Origin of the sequence: Streptomyces sp. NBC_01171 (assembly GCF_045039805.1) — a bacterium.
Lineage (GTDB): Bacteria > Actinomycetota > Actinomycetes > Streptomycetales > Streptomycetaceae > Streptomyces.
Genome location: NZ_CP108609.1, coordinates 6,000,275 through 6,024,928, shown reverse-complemented (window position 1 = coordinate 6,024,928; position 24,654 = coordinate 6,000,275). Strand labels below are relative to the sequence as shown.

The 24,654-nt window shown below is 73.5% G+C and carries 22 protein-coding genes; 10 read left to right on the top strand and 12 right to left on the bottom strand.

The features are described from left to right. Positions 1-70: 70 nt before the first annotated feature. Positions 71-2,512 (top strand): right-handed parallel beta-helix repeat-containing protein, encoded by a 2,442-nt coding sequence (locus OG448_RS27860; protein WP_405557844.1) that lies wholly within the window; start codon positions 71-73, stop codon positions 2,510-2,512. A 7-nt stretch (positions 2,513-2,519) separates the two neighbouring features. On the opposite strand, the gene OG448_RS27855 is transcribed toward OG448_RS27860, so the two are convergent. Continuing rightward, positions 2,520-4,877 carry a hypothetical protein gene (locus OG448_RS27855; RefSeq protein WP_405557842.1) on the bottom strand — a complete coding sequence of 786 codons (2,358 nt, stop codon included), beginning with the start codon at positions 4,875-4,877 and terminating at the stop codon, positions 2,520-2,522. A 315-nt stretch (positions 4,878-5,192) separates the two neighbouring features. Between OG448_RS27855 and OG448_RS27850 the strand changes: the two genes are divergently transcribed. After that, a complete protein-coding gene (locus OG448_RS27850) occupies positions 5,193-6,041 on the top strand; it encodes a DeoR/GlpR family DNA-binding transcription regulator (protein WP_405557840.1) in 849 nt (282 codons plus the stop codon). Positions 6,042-6,065: 24 nt separating this feature from the next. Here OG448_RS27850 and OG448_RS27845 read toward each other — a convergent pair whose 3' ends face one another. Next, positions 6,066-7,190, bottom strand: a complete 1,125-nt coding sequence (locus tag OG448_RS27845; protein WP_405557838.1) for a PLP-dependent cysteine synthase family protein — start codon at positions 7,188-7,190, stop codon at positions 6,066-6,068. Positions 7,191-7,483: 293 nt separating this feature from the next. Here OG448_RS27845 and OG448_RS27840 point away from each other — a divergent pair, with 293 nt between their 5' ends. Together OG448_RS27840 and OG448_RS27835 are read left to right on the top strand one after the other, a co-directional pair. Continuing rightward, a complete protein-coding gene (locus OG448_RS27840; RefSeq protein ID WP_405557836.1) occupies positions 7,484-7,807 on the top strand; it encodes a hypothetical protein in 324 nt (107 codons plus the stop codon). A gap of 296 nt (positions 7,808-8,103) precedes the next feature. Further along, positions 8,104-8,754: an ATP-binding protein gene (locus OG448_RS27835; RefSeq protein WP_405557834.1), complete on the top strand. Its 651-nt coding sequence runs from the start codon at positions 8,104-8,106 to the stop codon at positions 8,752-8,754. A gap of 57 nt (positions 8,755-8,811) precedes the next feature. On the opposite strand, the gene OG448_RS27830 is transcribed toward OG448_RS27835, so the two are convergent. From OG448_RS27830 to OG448_RS27820, 3 genes are all read right to left on the bottom strand, one after another. Next, entirely contained in the window at positions 8,812-9,528 is a 717-nt protein-coding gene (locus OG448_RS27830) for an NUDIX domain-containing protein (RefSeq protein WP_405557832.1), read from the bottom strand. Next, entirely contained in the window at positions 9,525-10,763 is a 1,239-nt protein-coding gene (locus tag OG448_RS27825; RefSeq protein ID WP_405557830.1) for an ROK family protein, read from the bottom strand. Before OG448_RS27825 ends, OG448_RS27830 begins: the two co-directional genes overlap by 4 nt. 61 nt (positions 10,764-10,824) lie before the next feature. Then, complete coding sequence (locus OG448_RS27820; protein WP_405557829.1) at positions 10,825-11,490, bottom strand: alpha-ketoglutarate-dependent dioxygenase AlkB family protein; 666 nt, start codon at positions 11,488-11,490, stop codon at positions 10,825-10,827. A gap of 237 nt (positions 11,491-11,727) precedes the next feature. Here OG448_RS27820 and OG448_RS27815 point away from each other — a divergent pair, with 237 nt between their 5' ends. After that, on the top strand, positions 11,728-12,861 hold the full coding sequence (locus tag OG448_RS27815; RefSeq protein WP_405559003.1) for a methyltransferase: 1,134 nt from the start codon (positions 11,728-11,730) through the stop codon (positions 12,859-12,861). Here the strand turns inward: OG448_RS27815 and OG448_RS27810 are convergent. Both OG448_RS27810 and OG448_RS27805 read right to left on the bottom strand, forming a co-directional pair. Continuing rightward, positions 12,848-13,717, bottom strand: a complete 870-nt coding sequence (locus OG448_RS27810) for a ketose-bisphosphate aldolase (RefSeq protein WP_405557828.1) — start codon at positions 13,715-13,717, stop codon at positions 12,848-12,850. The two genes, OG448_RS27815 and OG448_RS27810, sit on opposite strands and share 14 nt — an antisense overlap. Positions 13,718-13,738: 21 nt before the next feature. Then, positions 13,739-14,620 carry an SIS domain-containing protein gene (locus OG448_RS27805; protein ID WP_405557826.1) on the bottom strand — a complete coding sequence of 294 codons (882 nt, stop codon included), beginning with the start codon at positions 14,618-14,620 and terminating at the stop codon, positions 13,739-13,741. Between the two features lie 124 nt (positions 14,621-14,744). Here OG448_RS27805 and OG448_RS27800 point away from each other — a divergent pair, with 124 nt between their 5' ends. Then, positions 14,745-15,524: a DeoR/GlpR family DNA-binding transcription regulator gene (locus OG448_RS27800; RefSeq protein ID WP_405557824.1), complete on the top strand. Its 780-nt coding sequence runs from the start codon at positions 14,745-14,747 to the stop codon at positions 15,522-15,524. Between the two features lie 10 nt (positions 15,525-15,534). Here the strand turns inward: OG448_RS27800 and OG448_RS27795 are convergent, their stop codons facing one another. After that, positions 15,535-16,227 (bottom strand): TetR/AcrR family transcriptional regulator, encoded by a 693-nt coding sequence (locus OG448_RS27795; RefSeq protein WP_405557822.1) that lies wholly within the window; start codon positions 16,225-16,227, stop codon positions 15,535-15,537. 129 nt (positions 16,228-16,356) lie between these two features. Here OG448_RS27795 and OG448_RS27790 point away from each other — a divergent pair, with 129 nt between their 5' ends. Beyond that, a complete protein-coding gene (locus tag OG448_RS27790) occupies positions 16,357-16,809 on the top strand; it encodes a nitroreductase/quinone reductase family protein (RefSeq protein ID WP_405557820.1) in 453 nt (150 codons plus the stop codon). Here OG448_RS27790 and OG448_RS27785 read toward each other — a convergent pair. Beyond that, a complete protein-coding gene (locus OG448_RS27785) occupies positions 16,799-18,064 on the bottom strand; it encodes a geranylgeranyl reductase family protein (RefSeq protein ID WP_405557818.1) in 1,266 nt (421 codons plus the stop codon). The two genes, OG448_RS27790 and OG448_RS27785, sit on opposite strands and share 11 nt — an antisense overlap. Positions 18,065-18,236: 172 nt before the next feature. On the opposite strand from OG448_RS27785, the gene OG448_RS27780 reads away from it, so the two are divergent. Next, complete coding sequence (locus OG448_RS27780; RefSeq protein ID WP_405557816.1) at positions 18,237-19,592, top strand: dipeptidase; 1,356 nt, start codon at positions 18,237-18,239, stop codon at positions 19,590-19,592. Positions 19,593-19,624: 32 nt separating this feature from the next. On the opposite strand, the gene OG448_RS27775 is transcribed toward OG448_RS27780, so the two are convergent. Further along, on the bottom strand, positions 19,625-20,068 hold the full coding sequence (locus OG448_RS27775) for a MarR family winged helix-turn-helix transcriptional regulator (protein ID WP_405557814.1): 444 nt from the start codon (positions 20,066-20,068) through the stop codon (positions 19,625-19,627). A gap of 97 nt (positions 20,069-20,165) precedes the next feature. Between OG448_RS27775 and OG448_RS27770 the strand changes: the two genes are divergently transcribed. Then, a complete protein-coding gene (locus tag OG448_RS27770; protein WP_405557812.1) occupies positions 20,166-21,083 on the top strand; it encodes a zinc-binding alcohol dehydrogenase family protein in 918 nt (305 codons plus the stop codon). Positions 21,084-21,090: 7 nt separating this feature from the next. Here OG448_RS27770 and OG448_RS27765 read toward each other — a convergent pair whose 3' ends face one another. Then, a complete protein-coding gene (locus OG448_RS27765; RefSeq protein ID WP_405557810.1) occupies positions 21,091-22,134 on the bottom strand; it encodes an NUDIX domain-containing protein in 1,044 nt (347 codons plus the stop codon). Between the two features lie 142 nt (positions 22,135-22,276). Continuing rightward, entirely contained in the window at positions 22,277-22,465 is a 189-nt protein-coding gene (locus OG448_RS27760; RefSeq protein ID WP_405557808.1) for a hypothetical protein, read from the bottom strand. Between the two features lie 173 nt (positions 22,466-22,638). On the opposite strand from OG448_RS27760, the gene OG448_RS27755 reads away from it, so the two are divergent. After that, positions 22,639-24,645, top strand: coding sequence for an NPCBM/NEW2 domain-containing protein (locus tag OG448_RS27755; RefSeq protein WP_405557807.1), 2,007 nt, complete (start codon positions 22,639-22,641; stop codon positions 24,643-24,645). The last annotated feature ends 9 nt before the right edge of the window (positions 24,646-24,654 follow it).

Genomic DNA, 24,654 nt, shown 5'->3' with positions numbered 1-24,654 from the left:
CCCGGCACCGGCTGCGGAGCCCCTTCGGCGGACGAGCACAAGTACCACGAGGTGGGGGCACGGCAACGCCATGGCACAGGGCACGGTCCAGGTGACGCACACCGGCACATCGCGGTGGCGGCGCCGCACGGGTGAGTACGCGTCGCTCGCGGCCGCCCTCGAGGCCGCTTCCGACGGCGACGTCCTCACCATCGCCCCCGGCACCTACCGGGAGAACCTCGTCGTGCGGCGGGAGGTGACACTGCGCGGCCCCGACAACGCGCCGGGTTCGGTGCGGATCGCCCCCGTGGACGGCGTGCCGCTGACCGTACGGGCCTCCGCCGTGGTGCAGGGCCTGCACGTGGAGGGCCAGGACGGCGCCGCACCGGCGCTTTTGGTGGAGGAGGGCACGCCCGAGCTGCTGGACGTGCGGATCGTGACGCGCTCCGCCTCCGGCATCGAGGTGCGCGGCGGAGCCCGGCCGACCGTGCGCCGCTGCACGGTGGACAACCCGGCCGGCATCGGCATCCTCGTCCTCGACGGCGCCGCCGGGGTCTTCGAGGAGTGCGAGGTCGTCTCGGCCGGCCAGGCGGGCGTGGCGGTGCGCGGCGGCGGGCACCCGCGCCTGGACCGCTGCCGGGTGCACCACGCCTCGGGCACCGGACTGAGCGCGACCGGCGAGAACTCCTCGCTGGAGGCGTTCGGTTGCGAGGTGTACGAGGTGCGCGGTGCCGGGGTGCAGGTCACCCAGCGGGCCAGCGCCCATCTCACCGACTGCGAGGTGCACCGCACCTCGGCGGACGGCGTCACCCTCGACACCGACGCGGTGCTGACGCTGGCCGACTGCCGTATCCACGACATCCCGGAGAACGCGGTCGACCTGCGCTCCCGCTCGGTGCTGACCCTCACCCGGACGACGGTGCGCCAGTTCGGGCGCAACGGCCTGTCGGTGTGGGACCCGGGCACCCGCGTGGACGCCAACCAGTGCGAGATCTTCGACAGCACCGGCGACTACCCGGCGGTCTGGGTGAGCGACGGCGCGACGGCCGTACTGGACTCGTGCCGGGTGCACGACGTGCCGGACGCGCTGTTCGTGCTGGACCGGGGCTCCCGCGCGGACGTGGTCGACAGCGACCTCTCCCAGGTGCGCAACACGGCGGTCTCGGTGAGCGACGGCGCGACCGCGCAGCTCGACGACTGCCGCATCCGGGACGCGGCGACCGGCGCCTGGTTCCGGGACCACGGCAGCGGCGGAACCTTGAGCAACTGCACGGTGGACGGCACCCAGACCGGCGTCATCGTGACCAAGGGTGCCGACCCGACGATCGAGCGCTGCGCGGTGGAGAGCCCGGCCGAGGCGGGGTTCTACGTCTCGGCGGGCGGTCGGGGCAGCTTCGTCAACTGCCGGGTGACCGGCAGCGGCGGCTACGGCTTCCATGTGCTCGACGGCTGCCGTACGACCCTGCGCAAGTGCCGTACCGAGCGGTGCGTGCGCGGCGGTTACGAGTTCGCCGAGGGCGGGCCGGACGCGGGCTCGGGCGCCGGACCGGTCGTGGAGGAGTGCTCCAGCGACGAGAGCGGCGCGCTGCGGCCCCCGACGGCACAGGACACGGCGGTGCAGACGGTACCCGCGTCCACCGGCGGGCTGCTCGGTGCCATTCCGGGACAGCGCGCCGTCGGCCCGGAGCCGTCGGCCGCGCCGCCCGTGCCGGAGCGGGAGACCCGTACGTCCAAGGCCGTGATGGGTGAACTCGACGCGCTGGTGGGCCTGGAGAGCGTCAAGCACGAGGTGCGGGCGCTGACCGACATGATCGAGGTGGGCAGACGCCGCCAGAAGGCGGGGCTCAAGGCGGCCTCGGTGAAGCGGCACCTGGTCTTCACCGGCTCCCCCGGCACCGGCAAGACGACGGTGGCCCGGCTGTACGGGGAGATCCTGGCCGCGCTCGGCGTGCTGGAGATAGGGCATCTGGTGGAGGTGTCGCGGGTCGACCTGGTGGGCGAGCACATCGGTTCCACCGCGATCCGCACCCAGGAGGCGTTCGAACGGGCGCGTGGCGGTGTGCTGTTCATCGACGAGGCGTACGCGCTGTCGCCGGAGGACGCCGGGCGTGACTTCGGCAAGGAGGCCATCGACACCCTGGTGAAGCTGATGGAGGACCACCGGGACGCGGTCGTGGTGATCGTGGCGGGCTACACGGCGGAGATGGAGCGCTTCCTGTCGGTCAACCCCGGTGTGGCGTCCCGCTTCTCGCGGACGATCACCTTCGGGGACTACGGCCCCGAGGAGCTGCTGCGGATCGTGGAGCAGCAGGCCGACGAGCACGAATACCGGATCGCGTCCGGCACGGCGGAGGCGCTGCTGAAGTACTTCACGGCGCTCCCGAAGGGCCCGGCGTTCGGCAACGGCCGTACCGCGCGGCAGACGTTCGAGGTGATGGTGGAGCGGCACGCGAGCCGGGTCGCGCAGTTCGCCGACCCGAGCACCGAGGACCTGACCCTGCTGTACCCGGAGGACCTGCCGGAACTGCCGTGAGAGGGCCTCATGTCCGGCCGGGTTCCGGGCGAGGGGCGGGCAGGTCGGGGTGGAGGCGAGCCAGCAGGCGATCGCGTTCGCGGATGAAGACCGGGTCTTCCTGGTAGTCGGAGTGGCCGAGGATCGGCGCGGGCAGCGGGTGTTCGGGGGTGCGGCCGTAGGCGCGCGGGTCGGGCAGCGGTTCGTGGTCGACCTCGGTGCCGTGCCCGGCGGGCAGCCGGACGGGGCCCCCGATGGGGTCGGTGCGGCGGTGGAGGTTGCGCCAGCAGCAGATGTCCCGGTGCAGGGCGGCGAGGGCGGCCGGGCCGAAGTGGGCCGGGAACCAGCGCCCGTAGAGCCGTTCCAGCGGTGAGCCGTAGGTGAGCAGGGCGACGCGCCGGCGTACGGCGGGCGGAAGCTGCCAGGCCGCCGCGGCCACCAGGACGCTGCCCTGCGAGTGGCCGGAGAGGACGAGACGACCGCCGGTGCGCTCGGTCCAGGTCGCGGTGCGCCAGGTCAGGTCGGGTACGGCGCGCTCGGCGTAGCAGGGGGGCGCGAAGGGGTGCGCCGCGCGCGGCCAGAAGGTGCCGACGTCCCACAGGATGCCTATGGTGCGGCGGGCCGATGCGTCCTTGTAGGCGCGGCGCCCCCAGGTGACGAAGAGCAGGAAGCCGACGCCGATCAGCCAGGAGCCGAGCGTCTGGCAGATCTCGGCGGCGGTCCGGACGGGGGTACCGGCGTGCCGGGCGGCGTGGGCGGGCGCGAGCCCGGTGGCGAGGGCGCCGGTGAGGGCTCCCGCGCCGGCGATCAGGGTGGCGACGGAACCGACGGCGAGGATCAGGGGCGCGCGGTCGGTGAGGGTGGCCATGGCGCGGACGTGGGCGATGCGCCGGGTGCGGTGGGGGTCCTCCGGCTCACCGGGGTGTTCGGCGCGCACCCGTCGGCGCTCCGCGCGGGCGAGGCGTGCGGTGCGCCGGGCCAGGACGGCGATGTGGACGAGGAGCACGGCGAGTACGGGAGGGATCGCGGACGCCTGCCACGTGAGGGTGACGGGCGGCCCGGTGATCGAGGCGCGGGTGCCGTCCAGCCAGTCGGCGACGCGCTGGGCGACCCCGCCGGAGGCGACCCCGCCGAGCGCGCACGCCAGCAGGGCGACAGCCGGTCCGCCGAGGCCGCGCATGGCGGCGCGGGGGTCGGGCAGGCGCCGGTGCAGCCGGCGGGCGACGACCGCGAGGGCGACGACGAGGATGCCCTGGGCCAGCATGATCGCGCCGAACGCAGGGTCGCCGGGCAAGCGACCTGCGGATTGCCAGCCCGGCCGGGCCCAGCAGGCGTAGGCGACGGCGAGCAGCAGCAGGGCGAGGGCGCCGAGCGGGAGGACGCGCACCAGGTGACGGTCGAGCGCCTGGTCGAGCCGGTGTTCGCTGCGGCCCCGGCGGCACACCACCGCGACGACCGCGCAGGCCCAGGCGAGGATGCCGGCGCCGAGGAGGATGCCGAGGAGGTGGAGGAACGCGGGTCCGCCGGGGCGGTGGTCGAAGCGGGTGGCGGGCAGGGTGACGGCTGCGGCGACGGTGAGCAGACCGGCCGCGGTGTGCGCGGCGCGGAGCCGCGCGCCGAGGCGGCGTCCGTACCAGAAGCCGGGGCGGGCCAGTGCGCCCTCGTCGGCGGCCGGTTCGGCGGTGGTCGTCAGGGGGCGGTGGGACTCGTACGCGCTCCAGGTGCGGTGGGATAGGTACCACAGCAGCGCGGTGAGCAGGGTGGGCGCCAGGGCGGCGAGGGCGAGGCGGCGGCCGGGCGGGCTCCACCAGCCGCCCTCGGAGAGGGTGGGCGAGAGGAAGGTGAGCCAGGTGTGGCGGCCGGCGCAGGCGGAGGCACCGGCGCACTGCCAGGCCACCAGGTCCAGCGCGACCTCGCAGGCGGCGGCGACCAGGAGCACGGTCAGGGTGAGCGCGGCCAGCCGGACGAGGAGACCGTAGAGGCGGACCGAGGGGCCGGGGCGCTCGACGGAGGGGCGCATCCAGTGGGCGAGGTTGACCACCATGAAGGGCAGCAGCAACAGCCACAGGGCGCGGGTGCCGTTGCCGGAGGTGAGGTTGCACCAGACGTACGCCTCGCGCACCGGGCCGTCGCCTGGGAGTTCGTCCAAGGCGGGTCCCGCGCCGCCCGCGGACTCCGGGACGTCCTCGGCGCGGCGGTAGACGGCGGCCGTGTCGTCGCCGGTGACGCGGACCGTGCGGGGGTCCCCCAGCATCTTCTCCGGGGTGGTGCCGCCGACGCCGTGCACCAGCAGTTCCAGACCGCGCTTCGCCGTCGTGGCCACCGGGGCCGGCGGGGCCGTGACGTCGGGCCGGGGATCGGTGATGCGTTCCCGTGCGTGTTCCACTTGTCGTCCGCACTTCCGTTGTCACCTGAGGAGTCTCAAGTCCGTGCGGGCTTCAGGTTCTCCGTTTCCGAGGTGGCGTACACCTGGCTGACAGGCTTGTCACGGAATCTCCCCGATCCGGGTGACGACGGCGGCCATGGTGCCCGCACACATGTGCGCGCGCCCTAGGTGTGCGTGGTGACAGCCAGTGGCGCGCCCCATGGCGGCCCGTGACAAGATGAGACGCCGGTGCGTGTGGTGGGCCCTGGGAAGGGGCAGGTCACCGCAGGTGCGCCAGGCGGCTCGGACAGGTGTGGCGAAAGGACCGGAGCGTACGTGAGCGAGAATCAGAACCTCCTCGCGGAGCAGCGGCGCGCTCTGATCGTTGACGAGGTCCGGCGGCGGGGCGGTGTCCGGGTCAATGAACTGACCCGTCAACTGGGCGTCTCGGACATGACCGTGCGCCGTGATCTGGACGCGCTGGCCCGGCAGGGTGTGCTGGAGAAAGTGCACGGTGGCGCGGTTCCGGTGGTCGAGGCGAGCACGCACGAGCCGGGCTTCGAGGCCAAGTCGGGCCTGGAGCCGACCGCCAAGGAGGAGATCGCGCGAGCGGCCGCCCGCCTGGTGGCGCCGGGTTCGGCGATCGCCCTGTCCGGCGGTACGACCACCTACACGCTCGCCCGGCAGCTCCTGGAGGTGCCCGATCTGACCGTGGTGACGAACTCGGTGCGGGTGGCGGACGTCTTCCACACCGCACAGCGCGCCTCGGGCCGGCGTCCGGGCGCGGCCACGGTGGTGCTGACCGGCGGGGTGCGCACCCCGTCCGACTCGCTGGTGGGTCCGGTCGCGGACCGCGCCATCGCCGCGCTCCATTTCGATCTGCTCTTCCTCGGCGTGCACGGCATATCCGCGGAGGCGGGGCTGTCCACGCCGAACCTCGCCGAGGCGGAGACGAACCGGCAACTGGTGCGCTCGGCGCGCCGGGTCGTGGTGGTCGCGGACCACACCAAGTGGGGCACGGTGGGCCTGAGTTCGTTCGCCGCGCTGGACGACGTGGACACGCTCGTCACGGACGGCGGGCTGCCCCCCGAGGCCCGTACGGAGATCTCCGAGCGGCTGCGGCGCCTGGTGGTGGCGGGCGAGCCGGAGGACGACGAGGAGCCCGAGGGCCCCGAGGAGGACTGACGGCGCGCCGGGAGCGGCCTGGCCTCAGTCCGGCCACACCCCCGTGGCCAGCAGCGACTCGATCGCGGCCGTGTACGGCCCGATGTCGAGGTTCTGCTCCTCCAGCCAACTGTCCGAGTAGTACTTGTCGAGGTAGCGGTCGCCGGGGTCGCACAGCAGGGTGACCACGCTGCCGTTCCGGCCCTCGGCCACCATCTCGGAGACGATCTTCAGCGCGCTCCACAGGCCGGTCCCGGTGGACCCGCCCGCCTTGCGGCCGAGCGCCCGCTCCAGTGCGCGTACGGCGGCCACACTCGCGGCGTCCGGGACCTTCATCATGCGGTCGATCGCGCCGGGCACGAAGCTGGGTTCCATGCGTGGCCGCCCGATCCCCTCGATACGGGAGCCGCAGTCACAGGTGACGTCCGGGTCGCCGGTGGTCCAGCCCTCGAAGAAGCAGGAGTTCTCGGGGTCGGCCACACAGACCCGGGTGTCGTGCTGGAGGTAGTGCACATAGCGCGCGAGGGTGGCCGAGGTGCCGCCGGTGCCGGCCGTGGCGACGATCCAGGCGGGCACCGGGAACCGCTCCAGCGCGAGCTGCCGGAAGATCGACTCGGCGATGTTGTTGTTGCCGCGCCAGTCGGTGGCGCGCTCGGCGTAGGTGAACTGGTCCATGAAGTGGCCGCCGGTCTCGGCCGCCAGCCGCGCGGACTCGGCGTACATGGTGCGCGGGTCGTCCACGAAGTGGCAGCGGCCGCCGTGGAACTCGATGAGCCGGCACTTCTCGGCGCTGGTGGTGCGCGGCATGACGGCGATGAACGGCACGCCGATCAGGGAGGCGAAGTACGCCTCGGAGACGGCGGTCGAGCCGCTGGACGCCTCGATCACCGGGCGGCCGGGGCGAATCCAGCCGTTGCACAGGCCGTAGAGGAAGAGGGAGCGGGCGAGGCGGTGCTTGAGGCTGCCGGTCGGGTGGGTCGACTCGTCCTTGAGGTAGAGGTCGATGCCCCATTCCTCGGGCAGCGGGAAGCGCAGCAAGTGGGTGTCCGCCGAGCGGTTCGCGTCCGCCTGGACCTTGCGTACGGCTTCTTTCAGCCAGTCCCGGTAGGCCGCGTCGCTGCGGTCGACATCGAGGGTGGCGCCGGTCCGGGCCGGTGGGGTGGTGCTCACGGCGGGCTCCTTACGCTGGGCGCCGACGACGCCCGGCGCGGTCGGCAGCCCGATCATAGGCATCAGTCGAACCGCTTCTCACCTGCATCAACACATCTTTGAGCCACCCAAAGGCAGCCTGGGGCACACCCGTACGAGGGGGCGCGGGGGCGCATTGGCGCGAGTGCTCCAGCGCCACGTGCGCCCCGTCCGCGCGCACTGGTGCTCCTGTCCGCGCCGGGGCAGACTGCACCGCGTGGACCGGCCGCCGTGCGGGGGCCGGTGAACCGGTACGCGCGAGGGGGCGGTGCGGGATGGCGGAGCCGGAGTTCACGGCGAGAGGCGTGCGCATCGGCAAGGGGGTGCGCTCGCTGACGCGGGCGGGCCGGGTCCGGATCAGCGACGGCAGGGTGGAGCTGCTCACCAGTGAGGGCAGCGAGATCGACAGCGCCCCCGTCGGGACCGTACGGGCCTCCAGACCGTGGTTCGCCCCACAGGGCCGGGCGCAGGCCGAGCTGAACGGCCACCGCTACCAGCTCACGCTCACCGAACGTGACGCCGCTCCGGGTGAGCCGGGGCCGCCAGCCGCCCGCCGGTTCATCGAAGCGGTGCGCCGGGCCGCCGGTCGGGGTGGCTGACCTGCGGGCCACCGTGGCGAGTTGCGGGAGGGCGGGCACTGCGGCACGCTGATCTCAGTCACTCTGGGTTTACCGGAGGTAACGCTGCGGACCAGCCCGTCGGCCTCGACGGCAGGCGGTCACAGGGACGCCGGCGCCCTCCCGGATTTCCGTTGTTCTCCGTGTTCCTCCGGTCAATCCGGACCTCACACCGGGGAGTCGCAGCCGTGATCAGTTACCCGAACAGGCACTGCACGGTGGAGCTCCAAGCCCTGCCGTCGCGGATCGGCCAGGTCCGCAGAATCGTATCTGCGCAATTGCGCTACTGGCGTCTGGACCCACTGATAGACCGGGCCGCGCTCGGTGTGACCGAGCTGCTGAGCAACGTCCACCGACATGCCCGGCCCGACAAGTCGTGCACCGTGGAGCTGGAGTTCCAGTCCGACCGGCTCACCGTCTCGGTCCGCGACCGCGACCCACGCCTTCCCGTGGTGGCCGACGGCGCCGAGGCGTCGGACGCCGGACCGCTCGCCACCTGCGGGCGGGGGCTGGTCATGGTGGCCGCCGTCAGCGAGAGCTGGGGGTGCCGGCCGGACGGCGAGGACGGCAAGGTCGTGTGGTTCGTGCTGTCCGCGACCGCCGCCCCGGCCCCGCGTCCAACGGCGCCGAAGCCGCCACGCGCGACGGAGAAGCGGCCCGAGCCCGCCCCGCTCACCGTCCAGCCACCGGTCCGCGCACCCGAGCCGGTCGTGGTCCACGCCCCGGCACCCGAGCCCTCGGTGGCGCACGGTCCGGCCCGCTCCCCCGAGCCCGCCGTGGCCCACGCTCCCGCCGGTACCCCGGCACCGGAGCCCGCCCTGGCCCACGCGGCACCCGAACCCGTGGCCCCCGAACCGGCCGTGGCACACGCCGCGCCCGAGCCCGTGGTGGCGGCAGCGGCTCCCGCGACATCGGCCGTCCCCGGCTGACCGACCGGCACGACGCACCCGGTACCGCGCCCGTGCGCCGTACCGGGCCGTGCCGCACTACGCGCCGAAGAACCGCCCGGCCGCCAACTCCAGGTAGGACGCCAACGGCCCTGGCAGCGCCCGGAGTTCGGACAGCGAGCCGATCAACTCCACCCGGTCGAACTCGGGGTCCACCCCCGAGGCGATCTCGGCGCGCGCCAATTCCGCGTGGCGCTCCCGCAGTTCGCGCGCGGGACGCGGCGGGGCGCTGAAGAGGAAGCCCAAGCTGCCCCGAGCACCACGGACCACCGGGCCCGGTACGAGGGCGTCGGCGGGGGCGTCGGAGCCGGTCTCCTCCGCCAGTTCACGGGCCGCGTGGACCCGGAGCGCATCCAGGTCCAACGCGGCACCGTCGCCCGGAGGTTCGAGCGTGCCACCGGGTGGCTGCCACCGGCCGGGGGCCGAGGTGGTGGATGACATCCGCCCCACCAGCAGGCGCCCGTCGTCACAGGGCTGGAGCACCGCCACGAACAGCCCCGCGACGGCCGGCGCGTCCGGAAGCCCGCGCAGGACGCGGAAGCGGTACGTCAGCCTCGTCCAGGAGACCGACAGGCCGCCCGCGTCGTCCCGTTCGAACCCGGTGAGCGCGGCCACGGGCCCGTCGAACAGGGTCGGGTTGGCGCGTACGGCGGCTGCCCAGCGGTGGTCCATCGTCGTGCGCTGGGCGGCGGTGAGGGCGGGCGGGGCGGTCTCCGCGAAGCGGAGGCGGGAGACGTCCCACAGCTCCGCCGTCACCGCAGGGCCGCGAGGGGGTCGTCGAGGACCGGCTGCCAGGCGAGTTCGGCGGCGCCGACCAGGCTGTCGTGGTCCAGGGTGCACGGCAGGATGGGCACGCTCCCGCTCTGTCCCCACAGGCTGCGCTCGGCGACGACGGCGCGCAGCCGCTCGGGGTCGGCGTTGAGCAGGCCCCGGTGCAGTCCGCCGAGGATGACGCGGTCGGGGTTGAGGATGTTGACCAGTCCGGCCAGCCCCAGGCCGAGCCGGTCGATCAGGGTCTCGGCGGCGGCGCGTACGGCGGGCTCGGTGTACCGGGTGCGCAGCAGGTCGTCGGCCTGGGCCAGGAGGGACACCTCGGGGCCGGGGTCGAGTCCGGCCTCCATGAGGAGGGCGAGCGGGTCGGCCTCGACGTCGAGACAGCCCCGGCTGCCGCAGTGGCAGACGCGGCCCTCCGGGTTGACGGTGAGGTGGCCGACCTCCAGGGCGAGGCCCGAACTCCCGGTGTGCAGGCGGCCGTCGAGGACGAGCGCGCCGCCGACGCCACGGTGGCCCGTGGCCACGCACAGCAGGTGCCGGGCGCCCCGGCCCGCGCCGTGCCGGTGTTCGGCGAGGGCGGCGAGGTTGACGTCGTTGCCCGCGAAGGCGGGGCCGGTGATCCCTGCGGCGTGCACGAGGTCGGTGAAGATGCGGCGCACCGGTTCTCCGGCGGGCCAGGCCAGGTGGAGGGGGTTGAGGGCGAGCCCGTCGGGTTCGGCGACGGCGGACGGGACGGCGAGCCCGGCGCCCACGCAGCGGCGGCCCGTGGCGCGCAACAGGTCGGCGCCCGCCTCCACCACGGCGCCGAGCACCTTGGCCGGGTCGGCGTCGACGGTCTCGCAGCCGGGCGTGGTCGCCACGATCCGTCCGCCGAGGCCGACCAGGGCGGCCCGGAAGCCGTCCGTGTGCACTTGCGCGGCCAGCGCCACGGGCCCGTCCTCGGCGACCTCCAGGCGGTGCGAGGGGCGGCCCTGGGAGCCTGCGGGGGCACTGGGGCGAGCGTCGACCCTGATCAGGCCGAGCGCCTCCAGTTCGGCGGCGACGGCACCGGCGGTGGCGCGGGTGACGCCGAGTTCGGCGGTGAGCACGGCGCGGGTCGGGGCGCGTCCGGTGTGCACCAGCTCCAGCGCGGGGCCGAGGGCACCGCGTCCCCGGTCCAGCCGCGCCCGTGAGATGGGTCCTGCCCCCGCCTTCCGGGGGTCCGCCGTGCCGCTCATGGGGGCGAGTCTCGCATGATCCGTGCCGGTCGTGACCTGTCTCGTGACCGATGTGACATGGTCAGCCGGCAGGGGCGGTCAGCCCGCTCACCCGGAGGGTGATGTTGAGCCGTCCGGTCAGGCCCAGCCCGGGCGGCGCGGTGCCGGGGAGCACGCGCGGGACGCCGTGGAAGGCGAGGCGGGAGGGGCCGCCGAAGACGAAGAGGTCACCGCTGCGCAGTTCCACGTCCGTGTAGGGGTGGGTACGGGTCTCGGTGTTGCCGAAGCGGAAGACGCAGGTGTCGCCCAGGCTGAGGGAGACCACCGGGGCCTCGGAGCGTTCGTCGCCGTCGCGGTGCATGCCCATGCGGGCGTCGCCGTCGTAGAAGTTGATCAGGGCGATGTCGTAGGGGTCGCCGGGGACCGCCTGCGGGCCGAGGGCGTCGGCGACCGCGTTCCGGGCCAGCTCGTCGAGCCAGGCCGGGAAGGGTTTGACGGGGGCGTTGTCGCCGTCAACGACGGTGCGGGCGTAGGCGTAGGGGTACCAGTGCCAGCCGAGGCAGACCTGCTGGGCGGTCATCGTGCCGCCGCCGGGGGTGCGGACGGTGCGCAGTCCGGCCGGCGGGCGGGCCCACTCGCGGCAGGCGGTGAGCAGCGCGCGCTGCCGGTCCGCGTCCAGCCAGTGCGGGACGTGCACGGCGCCCGGCGCGGCTTCGGCCCGCTCCCGCGGGAAGAGTTCCACGTCCATGCGCCCATCCTCCCTCAGGGGGTGTCTCGTCGGTCGGGCCGGATCAGGGAGCGGCGTCCGGTGCCGTGCATCGCAAGGCGGAGGAGGGAGTCGATGCGGAGCATCGGGGACCGACGACAACGCGGCGAGGTGCGGTGCCAGACGCCGCGAGCCCGGCATGACCGACGAGACACCCCCTAGGACGGCCGACCGGTCCTGAGCTGGGGCTCGGCTAGCCTGGGGGCGATGAACGACCGCATGACGACTCCGTGGGGCGAGACCGAACTGTCCCGTTTCCCCGACGATCCCCGCGACCGGCTGCGTGCCTGGGACGCCTCCGACGCGTATCTGCTGCGGCATCTGGCCGGGGAAGGGGTGGATCTGTCGGGCGAGGTCGTGGTGCTCGGCGACCGCTGGGGCGCGCTGGCGACGGCGCTCGCCGCGCACCGGCCGACGCAGATCACCGACTCCTTCCTGAGCCAGGAGGCCACGCGGGCGAACCTGGCGCGGGCCGGGGTCGGTCCCGGCGCGGTGCGGCTGCTGACCACGCAGGACCCGGTGCCGGAGCGGGTGGACGTGCTGCTGGTGCGCGTGCCCAAGAGCCTGGCGCTGCTGGAGGACCAGTTGCTGCGGCTGGCGCCCGCCGTGCACGCGGGGACGGTGGTGGTCGGCACCGGCATGGTGAAGGAGATCCACACGTCCACGCTCAAGCTGTTCGAGCGGATTCTCGGGCCGACCCGCACCTCGCTGGCCGAGCAGAAGGCCCGGCTGATCTTCTGCACCCCGGACCCGTCGCTCGTCGCGCCGGACAACCCCTGGCCGTACGGCTACACCCTGCCGGACGGGGTCGGGGCGGCGTCGGGGCGGCCGGTGGTCAATCACGCGGGCGTCTTCTGCGCCGACCGGCTGGACATCGGCACCCGGTTCTTCCTGGGGCACCTGCCGGAGACGCGCGGGCGCCGGGTGGTGGACCTCGGCTGCGGCAACGGTGTGGTGGGTACGGCGGTGGCGCTGGCCGACCCGGAGGCCGAGGTGCTGTTCGTGGACGAGTCGTTCCAGGCCGTCGCCTCGGCGGAGGCCACGTACAAGGCGAACGGGGTGCCGGGGCACGCGGAGTTCCGGGTCGGGGACGGGCTGGCCGGGGTGGCGTCCGGCAGCGTGGACCTGGTGCTGAACAACCCGCCCTTCCACTCCCACCAGGCCACCAGCGACGCCACGTCCTGGCGGATGTTCACCGGTGCCGAGCGGGCGCTGCGCCCGGGCGGCGAGCTGTGGGTGATCGGCAACCGGCACCTGGGCTACCACGTGAAGCTGAAGCGGCTGTTCGGCAACTGTGAACTGGTGGCGAGCGACCCGAAGTTCGTCGTGCTGAAGGCGGTCAAGAAGGGCTAGCGCCCGCCCGCCCGAGTACGCGGATGATCCGGGCCACCTCGTCGGCCATGGCCGACCGGCCACCGGCGAGGTAGGTACGCGGGTCGACGGTCTCGGGGTGCCGGCCGAGGTGGTCGCGGACGGCTCCGGTGAGGGCCGTGTTGAGGGCGGTACCGACGTTGACCTTGCCGATGCCCCCCTCGACCGCCTCCACCAGCTCGTCGTCCGGCACGCCCGAGGAGCCGTGCAGCACCAGAGGTACGGCCAGTTCGGCGGAGAGCCGCTTGAGCAGGGCGTGGTCCAGAGTCGCGGTGCGGGTGGTCATGGCGTGGCTGCTGCCGACGGCCACGGCCAGCGCGTCGACACCGGTCCGCGCGACGAAGTCCCGCGCCTCGGCGGGGTCGGTACGGGCGCCGGGGGCGTGGGCATCCAGCGGGGGTCTGCCGCCCTTGCCACCTATCTGACCCAACTCCGCCTCGATCCAGAGCCCTTGGGAATGCGCCCAGTCGGCGGCGGTCCGGGTGGTGGCCAGGTTCTCCGCGTAGGGCAGGCGCGCGGCGTCGTACATCACCGAGCTGAACCCGGCGTCCGGGGCGCGGCGCAGGAGGCCGTCGCTCTGGACGTGGTCGAGGTGCAACGCCACGGGTACGGCGGCCTGTTCGGCGGCGGAGACGGCGGCGCGGGCGAGGGGCTGGAGGTTTCCGTTCCTGAACTTGACCGCGTTCTCGCTCACTTGGAGCACGACGGGCGCTCCGGCGGTCTCGGCTCCGATGACGGCGGCCTCGATGTGTTCGAGGGTGATGATGTTGAACGCGGCCACGGCGGTGCGGAGTCGGGCGGCTCGGGTGATCAGTTCACCGGTGGTGGTGAGGGGCACGACGGCTGGTCCCTTCCGCGTTCAGGGGGTGAGGATCACCGAGCGGGTGAGGTGGCGGGGCCGGTCGGGGTCGAGTCCCCGGGCGGCGGCCACGGCGACGGCGAGACGCTGGACGCGGATCAGTTCGGCGAGCGGGTCGAGTCCGCCCTCGATCCACAACGCGCCGGTCGCGCGCACCTGCTCGGCGAGCCCCTCGGGTGCCGGGCCGAGCGTCCAGGTCGCGGTGTCCTCGGTGCTGATGCTGATCGGGCCGTGCCGGTACTCCATCGCCGGATACGCCTCGGTCCAGGACAGCGACGCCTCGCGCATCTTCAGCGCCGCCTCGTTCGCCAGTCCCACGGTCCAGCCCCGGCCGAGGAACGTGAACTCCCGTCGCTCCACGAGCCCTTCGGGCAGCGGGTCGGTGAGGGCAGCGCGGGCGTCGGTGACGGCGGCCGGAGTGTGCAGCCCGAGGTGGGCGCGGAGCAGGGTGAGGGCGGTGGTGGCGAACCGGGTCTGCACGACGGAGCGTTCATCGGCGTGGTCGAGGACCACGAGATCGTCGGCGGCCTGCCGTATGGGCGTCTCGGGGTCGGCGGTGATCGCGGTGGTCCGTGCCGTGCCCTTCAACTGGGCCAGCAGATCGAGCACTTCGGTGGTGGTGCCGGAGCGGGTGAGGGCGATGACCTGGTCGTAGGCCCGGCCGCGCGGGAACTCCGAGGCGGCGAAGGCGTCCGTCTCGCCCTGCCCGGCGTCCTCGCGCAGCGCGGCCACGGCCTCCGCCATGAAGTACGACGTCCCGCAGCCGACGACCGCGACCCGCTCCCCCGGCACGGGCAGGGCCGCCCGGTGCGGGCCCGCCTCCCGCGCCGCCCGCTCCCAGCACTCGGGCTGGCTGCTCAGCTCGTCCTCGACATGGCTCATGCCACACCCTCCCCAGGATGATCGTTCGTGCAAGGTACTGCCGACTTTCGAGCACAATCAAGCATCGGGACGGGATTCGGACGGTGCGTTAGGGTCGCCGGGAGATCACAGGAACGGAGACCCGATGGCGCGGGACACCCGCTGGCAGGCACTGCTCGAACTCCTCGCGGAGCGGGGCCGGCTGGAGGTCGAGGAGGCGGCGGCCGAGCTGGCGGTGTCGGCGGCGACCATCCGCCGGGACCTCGACGGGCTGGCCGAGCAGCGGATGCTCGTACGGACGCGGGGCGGGGCGGTGGCGCACGGGGTGTCGTACGAGCTGCCGCTCCGCTACAAGACGGCCCGGCACGCCTCCGAGAAGCAGCGGATCGCGGCGGCGGTGGCGGATCTGGTGGCGCCGGGCGAGGCGGTGGGACTGACCGGGGGCACGACGACCACGGAGGTGGCCCGCGCGCTGGCCGTGCGCCCCGACCTGGCCGCCGGCTCGCCCGCGCTGACCGTGGTCACCAACGCGCTCAACATCGCGGGGGAACTCGCCGTACGGCCGCAGTTCAAGATCGTGGTGACCGGCGGGGTCGCGCGTCCGCAGTCGTTCGAGCTGGTCGGTCCGCTCGCGGACGGGGTGCTCGGCGCGGTCACGCTGGACGTGGCGGTGCTCGGGGTGGGCGCCTTCGACCCGGTGCACGGCGCGGCGGCGCACGACGAGTCGGAGGCGGCGGTCAACCGGCTGTTGTGCGAGCGCGCCGAGCGGGTGGTGGTCGCGGCCGACTCCAGCAAGCTGGAACGGCGGGCGTTCGCCCGGATCTGCGGCCCGGAGCCGGTGGACACGCTGGTGACGGACACCGCGGTCGCCCCGGAGACGGTGCGCCGGTTCGAGGAGGCGGGCGTGCGGGTGCTGGCCGTCTGAGGCCGCCGGATCAGGCGGCGGGCAGGCCCACACTCGTGCCGAGCCGGGTCACGGCGTGGCGGAAGAAGCGCTCGCGGTCGGCCACCACCTGCTCGAACTGCCCGAACAGCTCGAAGCCGACCAGCCCGAACAGCTCCGCCCAGGCGGCGACCATGGCGGGCGCGGCCTCCACCGGCAGTTCGGGGGCGATGTCGGCCGCCATGCGCTCGGCCTCGGGCCACAGCTCGGCGGGGAGCGACAGTCCGGTGAGGCCGGGCCCCCGGTCGGCGTCACGGACGACGCCGATGAGGACCATGGCGACCCGCGCGGCGGACGGAATGGTGGTGGCGGGGGCGGCGTATCCGGGTACGGGCGAGCCGTAGATCAGCGCGTACTCGTGCGGGTGGGCCAGTGCCCAGCCGCGTACCGCCTCGCAGGCGGCCGTCCAGCGGCGCATGAACTCCCCCTCGGGGACGCCGGCGTGGGCGGTCTCGGCCGCCTCGCCGAGCGAGTCGTAGGCGTCGATGATCAGCGCGGTCAGCAGGTCGTCGCGGCTCGGGAAGTACCGGTAGAGCGCGGAGGACACCATGCCCAGTTCGCGGGCCACGGCGCGCAGCGAGAGCTTCGCCGCGCCCTCGGCGGCGAGCTGTCTGCGGGCCTCGTCCTTGATGGCCGCGGTGACCTCGGTCCTGGCCCGCGCGCGGGCGCCCTCTGCGGTGCTCATGCGGGTCAGTGTGCCATGAGTCGGAGCAGTGCACACAAAGCAGAGCACTGCTCTTGCGCGAGAGCACCGATCTCGGCACACTGGAACTCGAAGCGAGAGCACCGCTCTCCCGAACCCCTGGGGGTCGTCATGTCGTCCGCGCCGTACTACCTGAAGGCAAGCCCGCTCGGTACGTGGTTCAACGGGCTGGTCGGCAAGCTCGCCCGCCTCGGTGTCAGCCTCGCGGGCAGCGCGGAGCTGTCGGTGCGCGGCCGCAAGAGCGGCGAGATGCAGCGCATCCCGGTCAACCCGCACACCTACGGGGGCGAGCGGTACCTGGTCTCGGCGCGCGGCCACTCCCAGTGGGTGCGCAACATGCGCGCGGCGCACGGCGGTGAGCTGCGGGTCGGCCGGAAGGTGCGGCCGTTCCGCGCGGTGGAGCTGCCCGACGCGGAGAAGCTCCCGGTCCTGCGGACCTACCTGGAGCGCTGGGGCTGGCAGGTGGACAAGTTCTTCGCCGGGGTGACCGCGAGCAGCTCCGACGCGGAGATCCTCGCGGCCGCCTCCGACCACCCGGTGTTCCGGATCACCGTCACGGACTGACGGTGTCCCCCTGCTCCGGCTGCACCGGCTGGATCTCCGGCGTGGTCCGCCCCCGGTCCAGCGCGGCCAGCGTCCGCTGGGCGAGCGGACGGGACCTGACCATCTCCCCGAGCGTCGTCGCGCCGGTGGTGATGTCCCGGAACGCCTTCCACGCGGGCCGGAAGCCGGTGATCCCGGCGTGGAAGACACCGGGACGGCGCTCGAAGGCGGCCAGCAGCCGCTTGCCGACGCTCATCTCCACGCCGAGCCCCGCCTTGATGGCGAAGGCGTAGTTCAGGGCCTGCCGGCGGGTGTCGACCGCATCGTGGGCCTCGGCGATCCGTACCGCCCACTCCCCCGCGAGACGCCCGGAGCGCAGCGCGAAGGAGATGCCCTCCCGGGTCCAGGGTTCCAGCAGTCCGGCCGCGTCGCCGCAGACCAGCACCCGGCCGCGGGAGAGCGGGGAGTCGTCGGCGCGGCAGCGGGTCAAGTGCCCGGAGGAGATGCTCGGTTCGAAGCCGGCGAGGCCCAGCCGGGCGATGAAGTCCTCCAAGTACCGCTTGGTGGCCGCACCTTCGCCGCGCGCGGAGATCACGCCGACGGTGAGCGTGTCGCCCTTGGGGAAGACCCAGCCGTAACTGCCGGGCAGCGGGCCCCAGTCGATGAGGACGCGGCCCTTCCAGTCCTCGGCGACGGTGTCCGGCACCGGGATCTCGGCTTCGAGACCGAGGTCGACCTGGTCCAGCTTGACCCCGACATGGGCCCCTATCCGGCTGGCGCTGCCGTCCGCGCCGACGACCGCGTGGGCCAGTACCGTCTCGCCGCCCTGGAGGACCACGGCGACGGTGCGCCGGTCGGGGACGGCCGAGCCGTGCTGCTCCACGCGCTGCACGGTGACGCCGGTACGCACCTCGGCGCCCGCCTTCTGGGCGTGCTCCACCAGCCGCTGGTCGAACTCGGGCCGGTTGATCAGCCCGAACAGCATCTGCCGGGAGCGGCGGGTCCGGGTGAAACGGCCGTTGTGGGAGAAGGTGACCGCGTGCACCCGGTCCCTGAAGGGAAGTTCGAAGCCGGGCGGGAGCGCGTCGCGCGAGGGGCCGATGATGCCGCCGCCGCACGTCTTGTAGCGGGGCAGTTCCGCCTTCTCCAGGATCAGCACCCGGCGGCCGGCGACGGCCGCCGCGTAGGCCGCCGAGGCGCCCGCGGGTCCCGCGCCGACCACGACGACGTCCCAGACCCGCCGCTCATCCTCCGCCGAAGTGTTCTCGCCGCTCACGATGGTCCATCGCTCCGATCAAGCCGCTGCCGCTCCCCCGGTGCACCGCTGACACGGGGCGGGGAACCCCCATGTCCCACGCATCCTACGGCCGGTCCCCGGAGTGGGCCGCTGTGGGAGGATCGGTGTATTCCAGCAGTTCAACGTCATAACCCCATGAGGAGTCGTGCCCATGTCGTCGAATCCGGTCGCCGAGACCGTCGCCTCGCTGATGCCCCGCGCCAAGGCGGAGCTGACCGAGCTGGTCGCCTTCAGGTCGGTGGCGGACTTCGAGCAGTTCCCGAGGAGCGAGAGCGAGGGCGCCGCGAACTGGATCGTGGACGCGCTCACCGCCGAGGGCTTCACCGACGTGGCACTCCTGGACACCCCGGACGGCACCCAGTCGGTGTACGGCTACCTGCCCGGCCCCGAGGGCGCGAAGACCGTGCTGCTCTACGCCCACTACGACGTGCAGCCCCCGCTGGACGAGACCGGCTGGACCACGCCTCCGTTCGAGCTGACCGAGCGGGACGGACGCTGGTACGGGCGCGGCGCGGCCGACTGCAAGGGCGGCCTGATCATGCACCTGCTGGCGCTGCGCGCGCTCAAGGCGAACGGCGGAGTGCCGGTGCACGTCAAGGTGATCGCGGAGGGCTCCGAGGAGCAGGGCACGGGCGGTCTGGAGCGGTACGCGGAAGCGCACCCGGAGCTGCTGACGGCGGACACCATCGTGATCGGTGACACCGGCAACTTCCGGGTGGGCCTGCCGACGGCGACCACCACCCTGCGCGGCATGACGATGCTCCGGGTCCAGGTCGACACCCTGGCCGGGAACCTGCACTCGGGCCAGTTCGGCGGCGCCGCCCCGGACGCGCTCGCCGCGCTGATCCGCCTGCTGGACTCGCTGCGCGCCGAGGACGGTTCGACCACCGTGGACGGTCTGACGGCCGACGCCCGCTGGGAGGGCCTGGAGTACGGTGAGGAGCAGTTCCGTTCGGACGCCAAGGTGCTGGACGGCGTCGAGCTGATCGGTGACGGCTCGGTGGCCGACCGCCTGTGGGCGCGTCCGGCGGTGACCGTCATCGGCATCGACTGCCCGCCGGTCGTGGGCGCCACCCCGTCGGTGCAGTCCAGTGCCCGCGCGCAGATCAGCCTCCGGGTGCCGCCGGGCGTGGACGCCGCCGAGGCGACCAAGCTGCTCACCGCCCACCTGGAGGCCCATGTGCCGTGGGGCGCGCGGGTGAGCATCGAGCAGGTCGGCCAGGGCCAGCCGTTCCGCGCCGACACCACCAGCCCCGCCTACCAGGCGATGGCCGACGCGATGGCGGCCGCCTACCCCGGCGAGACCATGCAGTACGCGGGCCAGGGCGGCTCGATCCCGCTCTGCAACACCCTCGCCGGCCTCTACCCGGAGGCGGAGATCCTCCTCATCGGCCTGAGCGAGCCGGAGGCCCAGATCCACGCGGTCAACGAAAGCGTCTCCCCCGAGGAACTGGAGCGCCTCTCGGTGGCGGAGGCCCTGTTCCTGAACAACTACGCGGCGAACTGAGCGGGTTGACCCCAATGCGGCGCGTCCACGGGCTATGCCTCGTGGACGCGCCGTAGCAGTTCCATGAGTTGACGCCCCTCCTCCGCGCTGAGCGGCGCGAGGAGTTCGGCATTGGCCCGATCGGCCAGTTCGGCGCAGCGCCGCAGGGTCTCCAGGCCCGCCGGGGTCACGGTCACGGCGTTCTTGCGGCGGTCGCCGGGGTCGGGGGCGCGTACCGCGAGTCCGGCCGTTTCGAGGTGGTTGACCAGCAGGACCACGTCCTTGGGGTCGAAGCCGAGGCGGCGCACCAGGTCCGCCTGGGCGACCGGCCCGTGTTCGGCGACTGCCGCGAGCACCGCGTGCTGCGGCAGCTTCAACCCCTCACCCGCTATGGCCCCGGCGACCAGGTCCCGGCCGCGCGCGGCCACCCGTCCGGCCAGCCAGCTCGGCAGGGACTCGATGTGTGCGAGGGCACGGAGGCGTTCGGTGCGCGGCATGCCGGGCAGCCTACCGCCCAACTCATTGGACTTCCCAACAGAGTTGCCTATACGGTTCCATCCGTTGGCCTTCCCAATGGTTCCCGGAGGTGTGCCCGTGCGTCGTGTCCGGTACGAGATGGACGGCGAGCTGATCACCGAGGATGTGGCCGCCCCCGAACCCGGGCCGGGGGAGATCCTCGTACGCGCCGAGGCGATCGGGGTGACCCTGCCCACGGTCCGCAAGGTGCGCGAGGCGGCGGAGCAGCCGGGGTCTCCGGGCGGGGAGATCGCGGGCCGCGTGGTGGCCGCCGGTGAGGGGGTCACCGGGTTCGCGGTGGGTGACCGGGTCACCGGCCTCTGCTTCTCGCACGCGTACGCCGAACTCGCCGTGCTCCAGCAGGCGATGACCTCGCGCGTCCCGGACCGGGCGAGCGCCGTCGAGGCTGTCGCGCTGGTCCGCAGCGGGTTGGTGGCGCGCGGTGCGTACGAGGCAGGGCGCCCCCGGCCCGGCGACGCCGTGCTGGTGACGGCGGCGGCCAGCGCGGTCGGCTGCCTCGCGCTCCAGCACGCGCGGGCGGGCGGCGCCTCTCGCGTGGTCGCAGCCGTGAGTACGGCGGAGAAGGCGGACTTCGTCCGCTCCCTCGGTGCCGACGGCGTCGTCCTGTACGGCGACGCCTCCTGGGGCGAGCCGGTCGACGTGGTCCTGGACGGGGTCGGCGGCGACCTCCTCGGACCGGCGGTGCGCGCCCTCGCACCCGGCGGCCGGCTGGTCGCCTTCAGCTCGGGAGGCGGCACCGTGGACGCCTATCAACTCCTCGTCCGCAGCGCCTCCGTGACCGGCTTCCAGATGGCACGGATCGCCCGCGAGAACCCCGAGCGGTACGCTTCCTGGCTGGCCGACCTGTGGCGCCACCACGCGGACGGCGCCCTGCGCGCTCCCGTGCACGCCGAGTTCCCCCTCGACGAGGCGGCGCGAGCCCACCGGGTCATCGAGGAGCGCCGCAATCTCGGCAAGGTGGTACTGGTCCCGTGAGCGTCTTTCAGCCGACCGGCATCCCCGCCTCCAGGTACAGCGCGGCGCCGCGTTCGCGGGCTCTGAGGGCCCAGCGGAGGCGTTCGTAGCGGACCGGGGGGAGCATGGTGGCGGCCTCGCGTTCGGTGGCGAAGCGCCAGGCGCGCAGTTCCGGGCCGGGCAGCAGTACGTGGGCGGCCTCGTCGGGGCCGAGACGGCCGCCGTCGAAGAGGAGGCGCAGTCCGCCGTAGCCGGGCGGGTCGGGGCGCTCCCAGTCGACCACCAGCAGGCGGGGCACCTCCCGCAGCCGTATCCCGACCTCCTCGGCGACCTCCCGCATCCCGGCGCGGGCCGGGGCCTCCCCCCGCTCGACCACCCCACCGGGGAACTCCCAGCCCGGCTTGTAGGTGGGGTCGACCAGCAGCACCCGGTCCTCCGCGTCGAAGAGCAGCACCCCGGCGGCCAGGGTCTCGCCGGCCGGTTCGGGGGTCTGCACGATGTCGCAGGGCTGGGCGGCACCGCTGCCCACGGCCTCCATGATGCGGACGGCGCTCTGGTACGGGGTGAGCCGGCTGGTGTCGACCGGGTACGCGTCGGCGGTGAGCCAGGAGGCGAGGGCGGCGCGGTAGGGCTCGATGTGGTCGTACGCCCACTGCCGCTCGCGCATCTCGGCGTCGGGCACGCCCGGCGAGGGCTCACGTCCGGCGATGCGCTGGCGCAAAATCGTTTCGGCCGGGGTGAGCAGCAGATGGCGCACCGAGATCCGGCGGGCGGCGAGGCCGCCGAAGATCTCGTCGCGGTACTCCTGGCGCAGCAGGGTCATGGGGACCACCAGGGTCCCGCCCAGCTCGGCGAGGAGCGCGGCGGCGGTGTCGATCACCAGGCGGCGCCAGATCGGCAGGTCCTGGAAGTCGTCGACCTCGGCGAGGCGCTTGGCCGGCAGCAGGCGCGCGAGCGCCGCGCCGATCAGCTCGGGGTCGAAGAGCGTGCTGTTCGGGATCAGTTCGATCAATTCCCGTGCGGTGGTGGTCTTTCCCGCACCGAACGCGCCGTTGATCCAGACGACGGTCACGGTTCCCCCTCTTCTGTTGGCCCCCTGGGGCTTGCCCGTTCCACCCTGTCACGGAAACCACGCGCAGTTGAGGGCGCACAGCACGGTGCCGGGGCCCCTGGAGCAGGGGTCCCGGCACCGTGTCGGCGATCGGTTCCGGCCGTTACCGGCCGAGCGCGCCCTCGTCCACGTCGAAGCTGTCCTGGCTCACGATGTGGTCGACGGCGCTCAGGGTGTCGTCCACCTTGAGGTCGCTCAGGCCGGCGTTCTCCGCGGCGTGGGACGGGGTGAGGGCGGCCACCACGAATCCGGTGGCCAGGCTGGCGATGGCGAGCATGCTGCGCTTCTTCATGCCGTGATCAACTGCCGGACGGCCCGAGGGGTCACGCTGTACGGGTTTCGGCCAGCCGAACCAACAGGACCGAACGTGTCTGTCCCACCCCTTCCAACAGACTCGGACACGTCCTACCGTGATCGCGCACCGGTGCCCGTCCCTGTCTGCCGCGAGCCGGAGGAACGTCGACGATGCGTCACCCTCGTCCCCGCACGCACCGCATCCGAGCAGCCGCCTTACTCCTGACGGCGCTGCTGAGCGCGGGCGGTCTCGCCGCCCCGGCCACGGCCGCGCCGCCCGCGGCCCAAGCCGAGGGCCTGGCCCTCACCCCGCCCATGGGCTTCAACAACTGGAACTCCACGCACTGCCGGGCCGAGTTCAACGAGGACATGGTCAAGGGCATCGCCGACCTCTTCGTGAGCAAGGGCCTCAAGGACGCCGGGTACCAGTACGTCAATCTCGACGACTGCTGGGCGCTCCCCCAGCGGAACGCCGACGGCAAGCTGGTGCCGGACCCGGCCCGTTTCCCGCACGGCATCTCGGCGGTCGCGGACTACGTCCACGCCAAGGGCCTCAAGCTCGGCATCTACACCAGCGCCGGCACCAAGACCTGCGACGGCGCGGGTTTCCCCGGCGCGCTGGGCCACGAGGTGAGCGACGCCCGGCAGTTCGCCGACTGGGGCGTGGACTACCTGAAGTACGACAACTGCAACAACCAGGGCGTGGATGCCCGTCGGCGCTACGGCACCATGCGTGACGCCCTGCGGGCCACCGGGCGGCCGATCGTCTACAGCATCTGCGAGTGGGGCGAGAACAAGCCCTGGGAGTGGGCCTCCGACGTGGGCCAACTCTGGCGCACCACCGGGGACATCAGCGACAACTGGGGGTCGATGCTCTCCATCCTCAAGCAGAACCTCCCCCTCGCCCCGTACGCCGGCCCCGGCCACTGGAACGACCCCGACATGCTGGAGGTCGGCAACGGCGGGATGACGGACACCGAGTACCGCTCGCACTTCTCGCTCTGGGCGGTCATGGCGGCCCCGCTGCTCATCGGCACCGACCTGCGCACCGCCTCCCCCGCCACCCTGGACATCCTGGGCAACAAGGAGGTCATCGCGGTCGACCAGGACCCGCTGGGCCGGCAGGGCACGGTGGTCTCCAGTGCGGGCGGGCGCTGGGTCGTCGCCAAGGAGATGGCGGACGGCAGCCGCGCGGTCGCCCTGTTCAACGAGTCCGGGACCGCTCAGCGCGTCGCCACCAGCGCCGCGGCAGTGGGCCTGCCCCGCGCCCCCGGCTACACCCAGCGCGACCTCTGGCAGCACCGGGACGCCAACACGGCGGGCACCATCGCGGCCACCGTCCCGGCCCACGGCACCGTCCTGCTCCGGGTGTCGGCCGACGGCCACTGGGCGGAGCACCCGCCCGCTGTCGAACTCGGCCTGGACGAGGCACCCTTCATCGAGCGGGACACCCCGGCCACCCTCACCGGCACCGTCACCGACCTGGGCCGCACCCCGGCTCGCGAGGTCTCGGCCGCGCTGACCGGCCCGGACGGCTGGACCGTACGCGCCCTCTCCCCCGCCACGGCGGCCAACCTGCCCAACGGGGCTTCCCTGCGCACCCGTTGGCGGGTGACGGCTCCACCGGGGACGCCTGTCGGGTCGTACGCCTTCTCGCTGCGCGTGCGGTACCGCTCGCCCGCCGGGGAGCGGGTCACCAGCGAGCTGCCGGTGACCGCGTCCGTGGTGGTGCCGCCACCTTCCGGGACCTCGTACCTGAGCGATCTGCCGTGGCTGTCGGCGGCTGGTGGGTGGGGGCCGGTGGAGCGGGACACCAGCAACGGCGAGGACGCGGCGGGCGACGGCTCCCCCCTCACCATCGGCTCCACGGTGTACGCCAAGGGGCTCGGGGTGCACGCGGCCAGCGAGGTCGCGTACTACGCCGGGCGGCGCTGCGCGAAGGTCACCGCCGAGGTGGGCGTGGACGACGAGAAGGGCGCAAAGGGCAGCGTGGCGTTCGAGATCTGGGCGGACGGGGTGAAGGCCGCGTCGACGGGCGTGCTGACCAACGCCGACCCCGCCGAGCCGCTCACCGCCGATGTCACCGGCGCGCAAGTGGTGCGGCTGGTCGTCACCGACGGGGGCGACGGCATCGACTCCGACCACGCGGACTGGGCGGACGCCCGGCTGAGCTGCTGAACCGGCCGT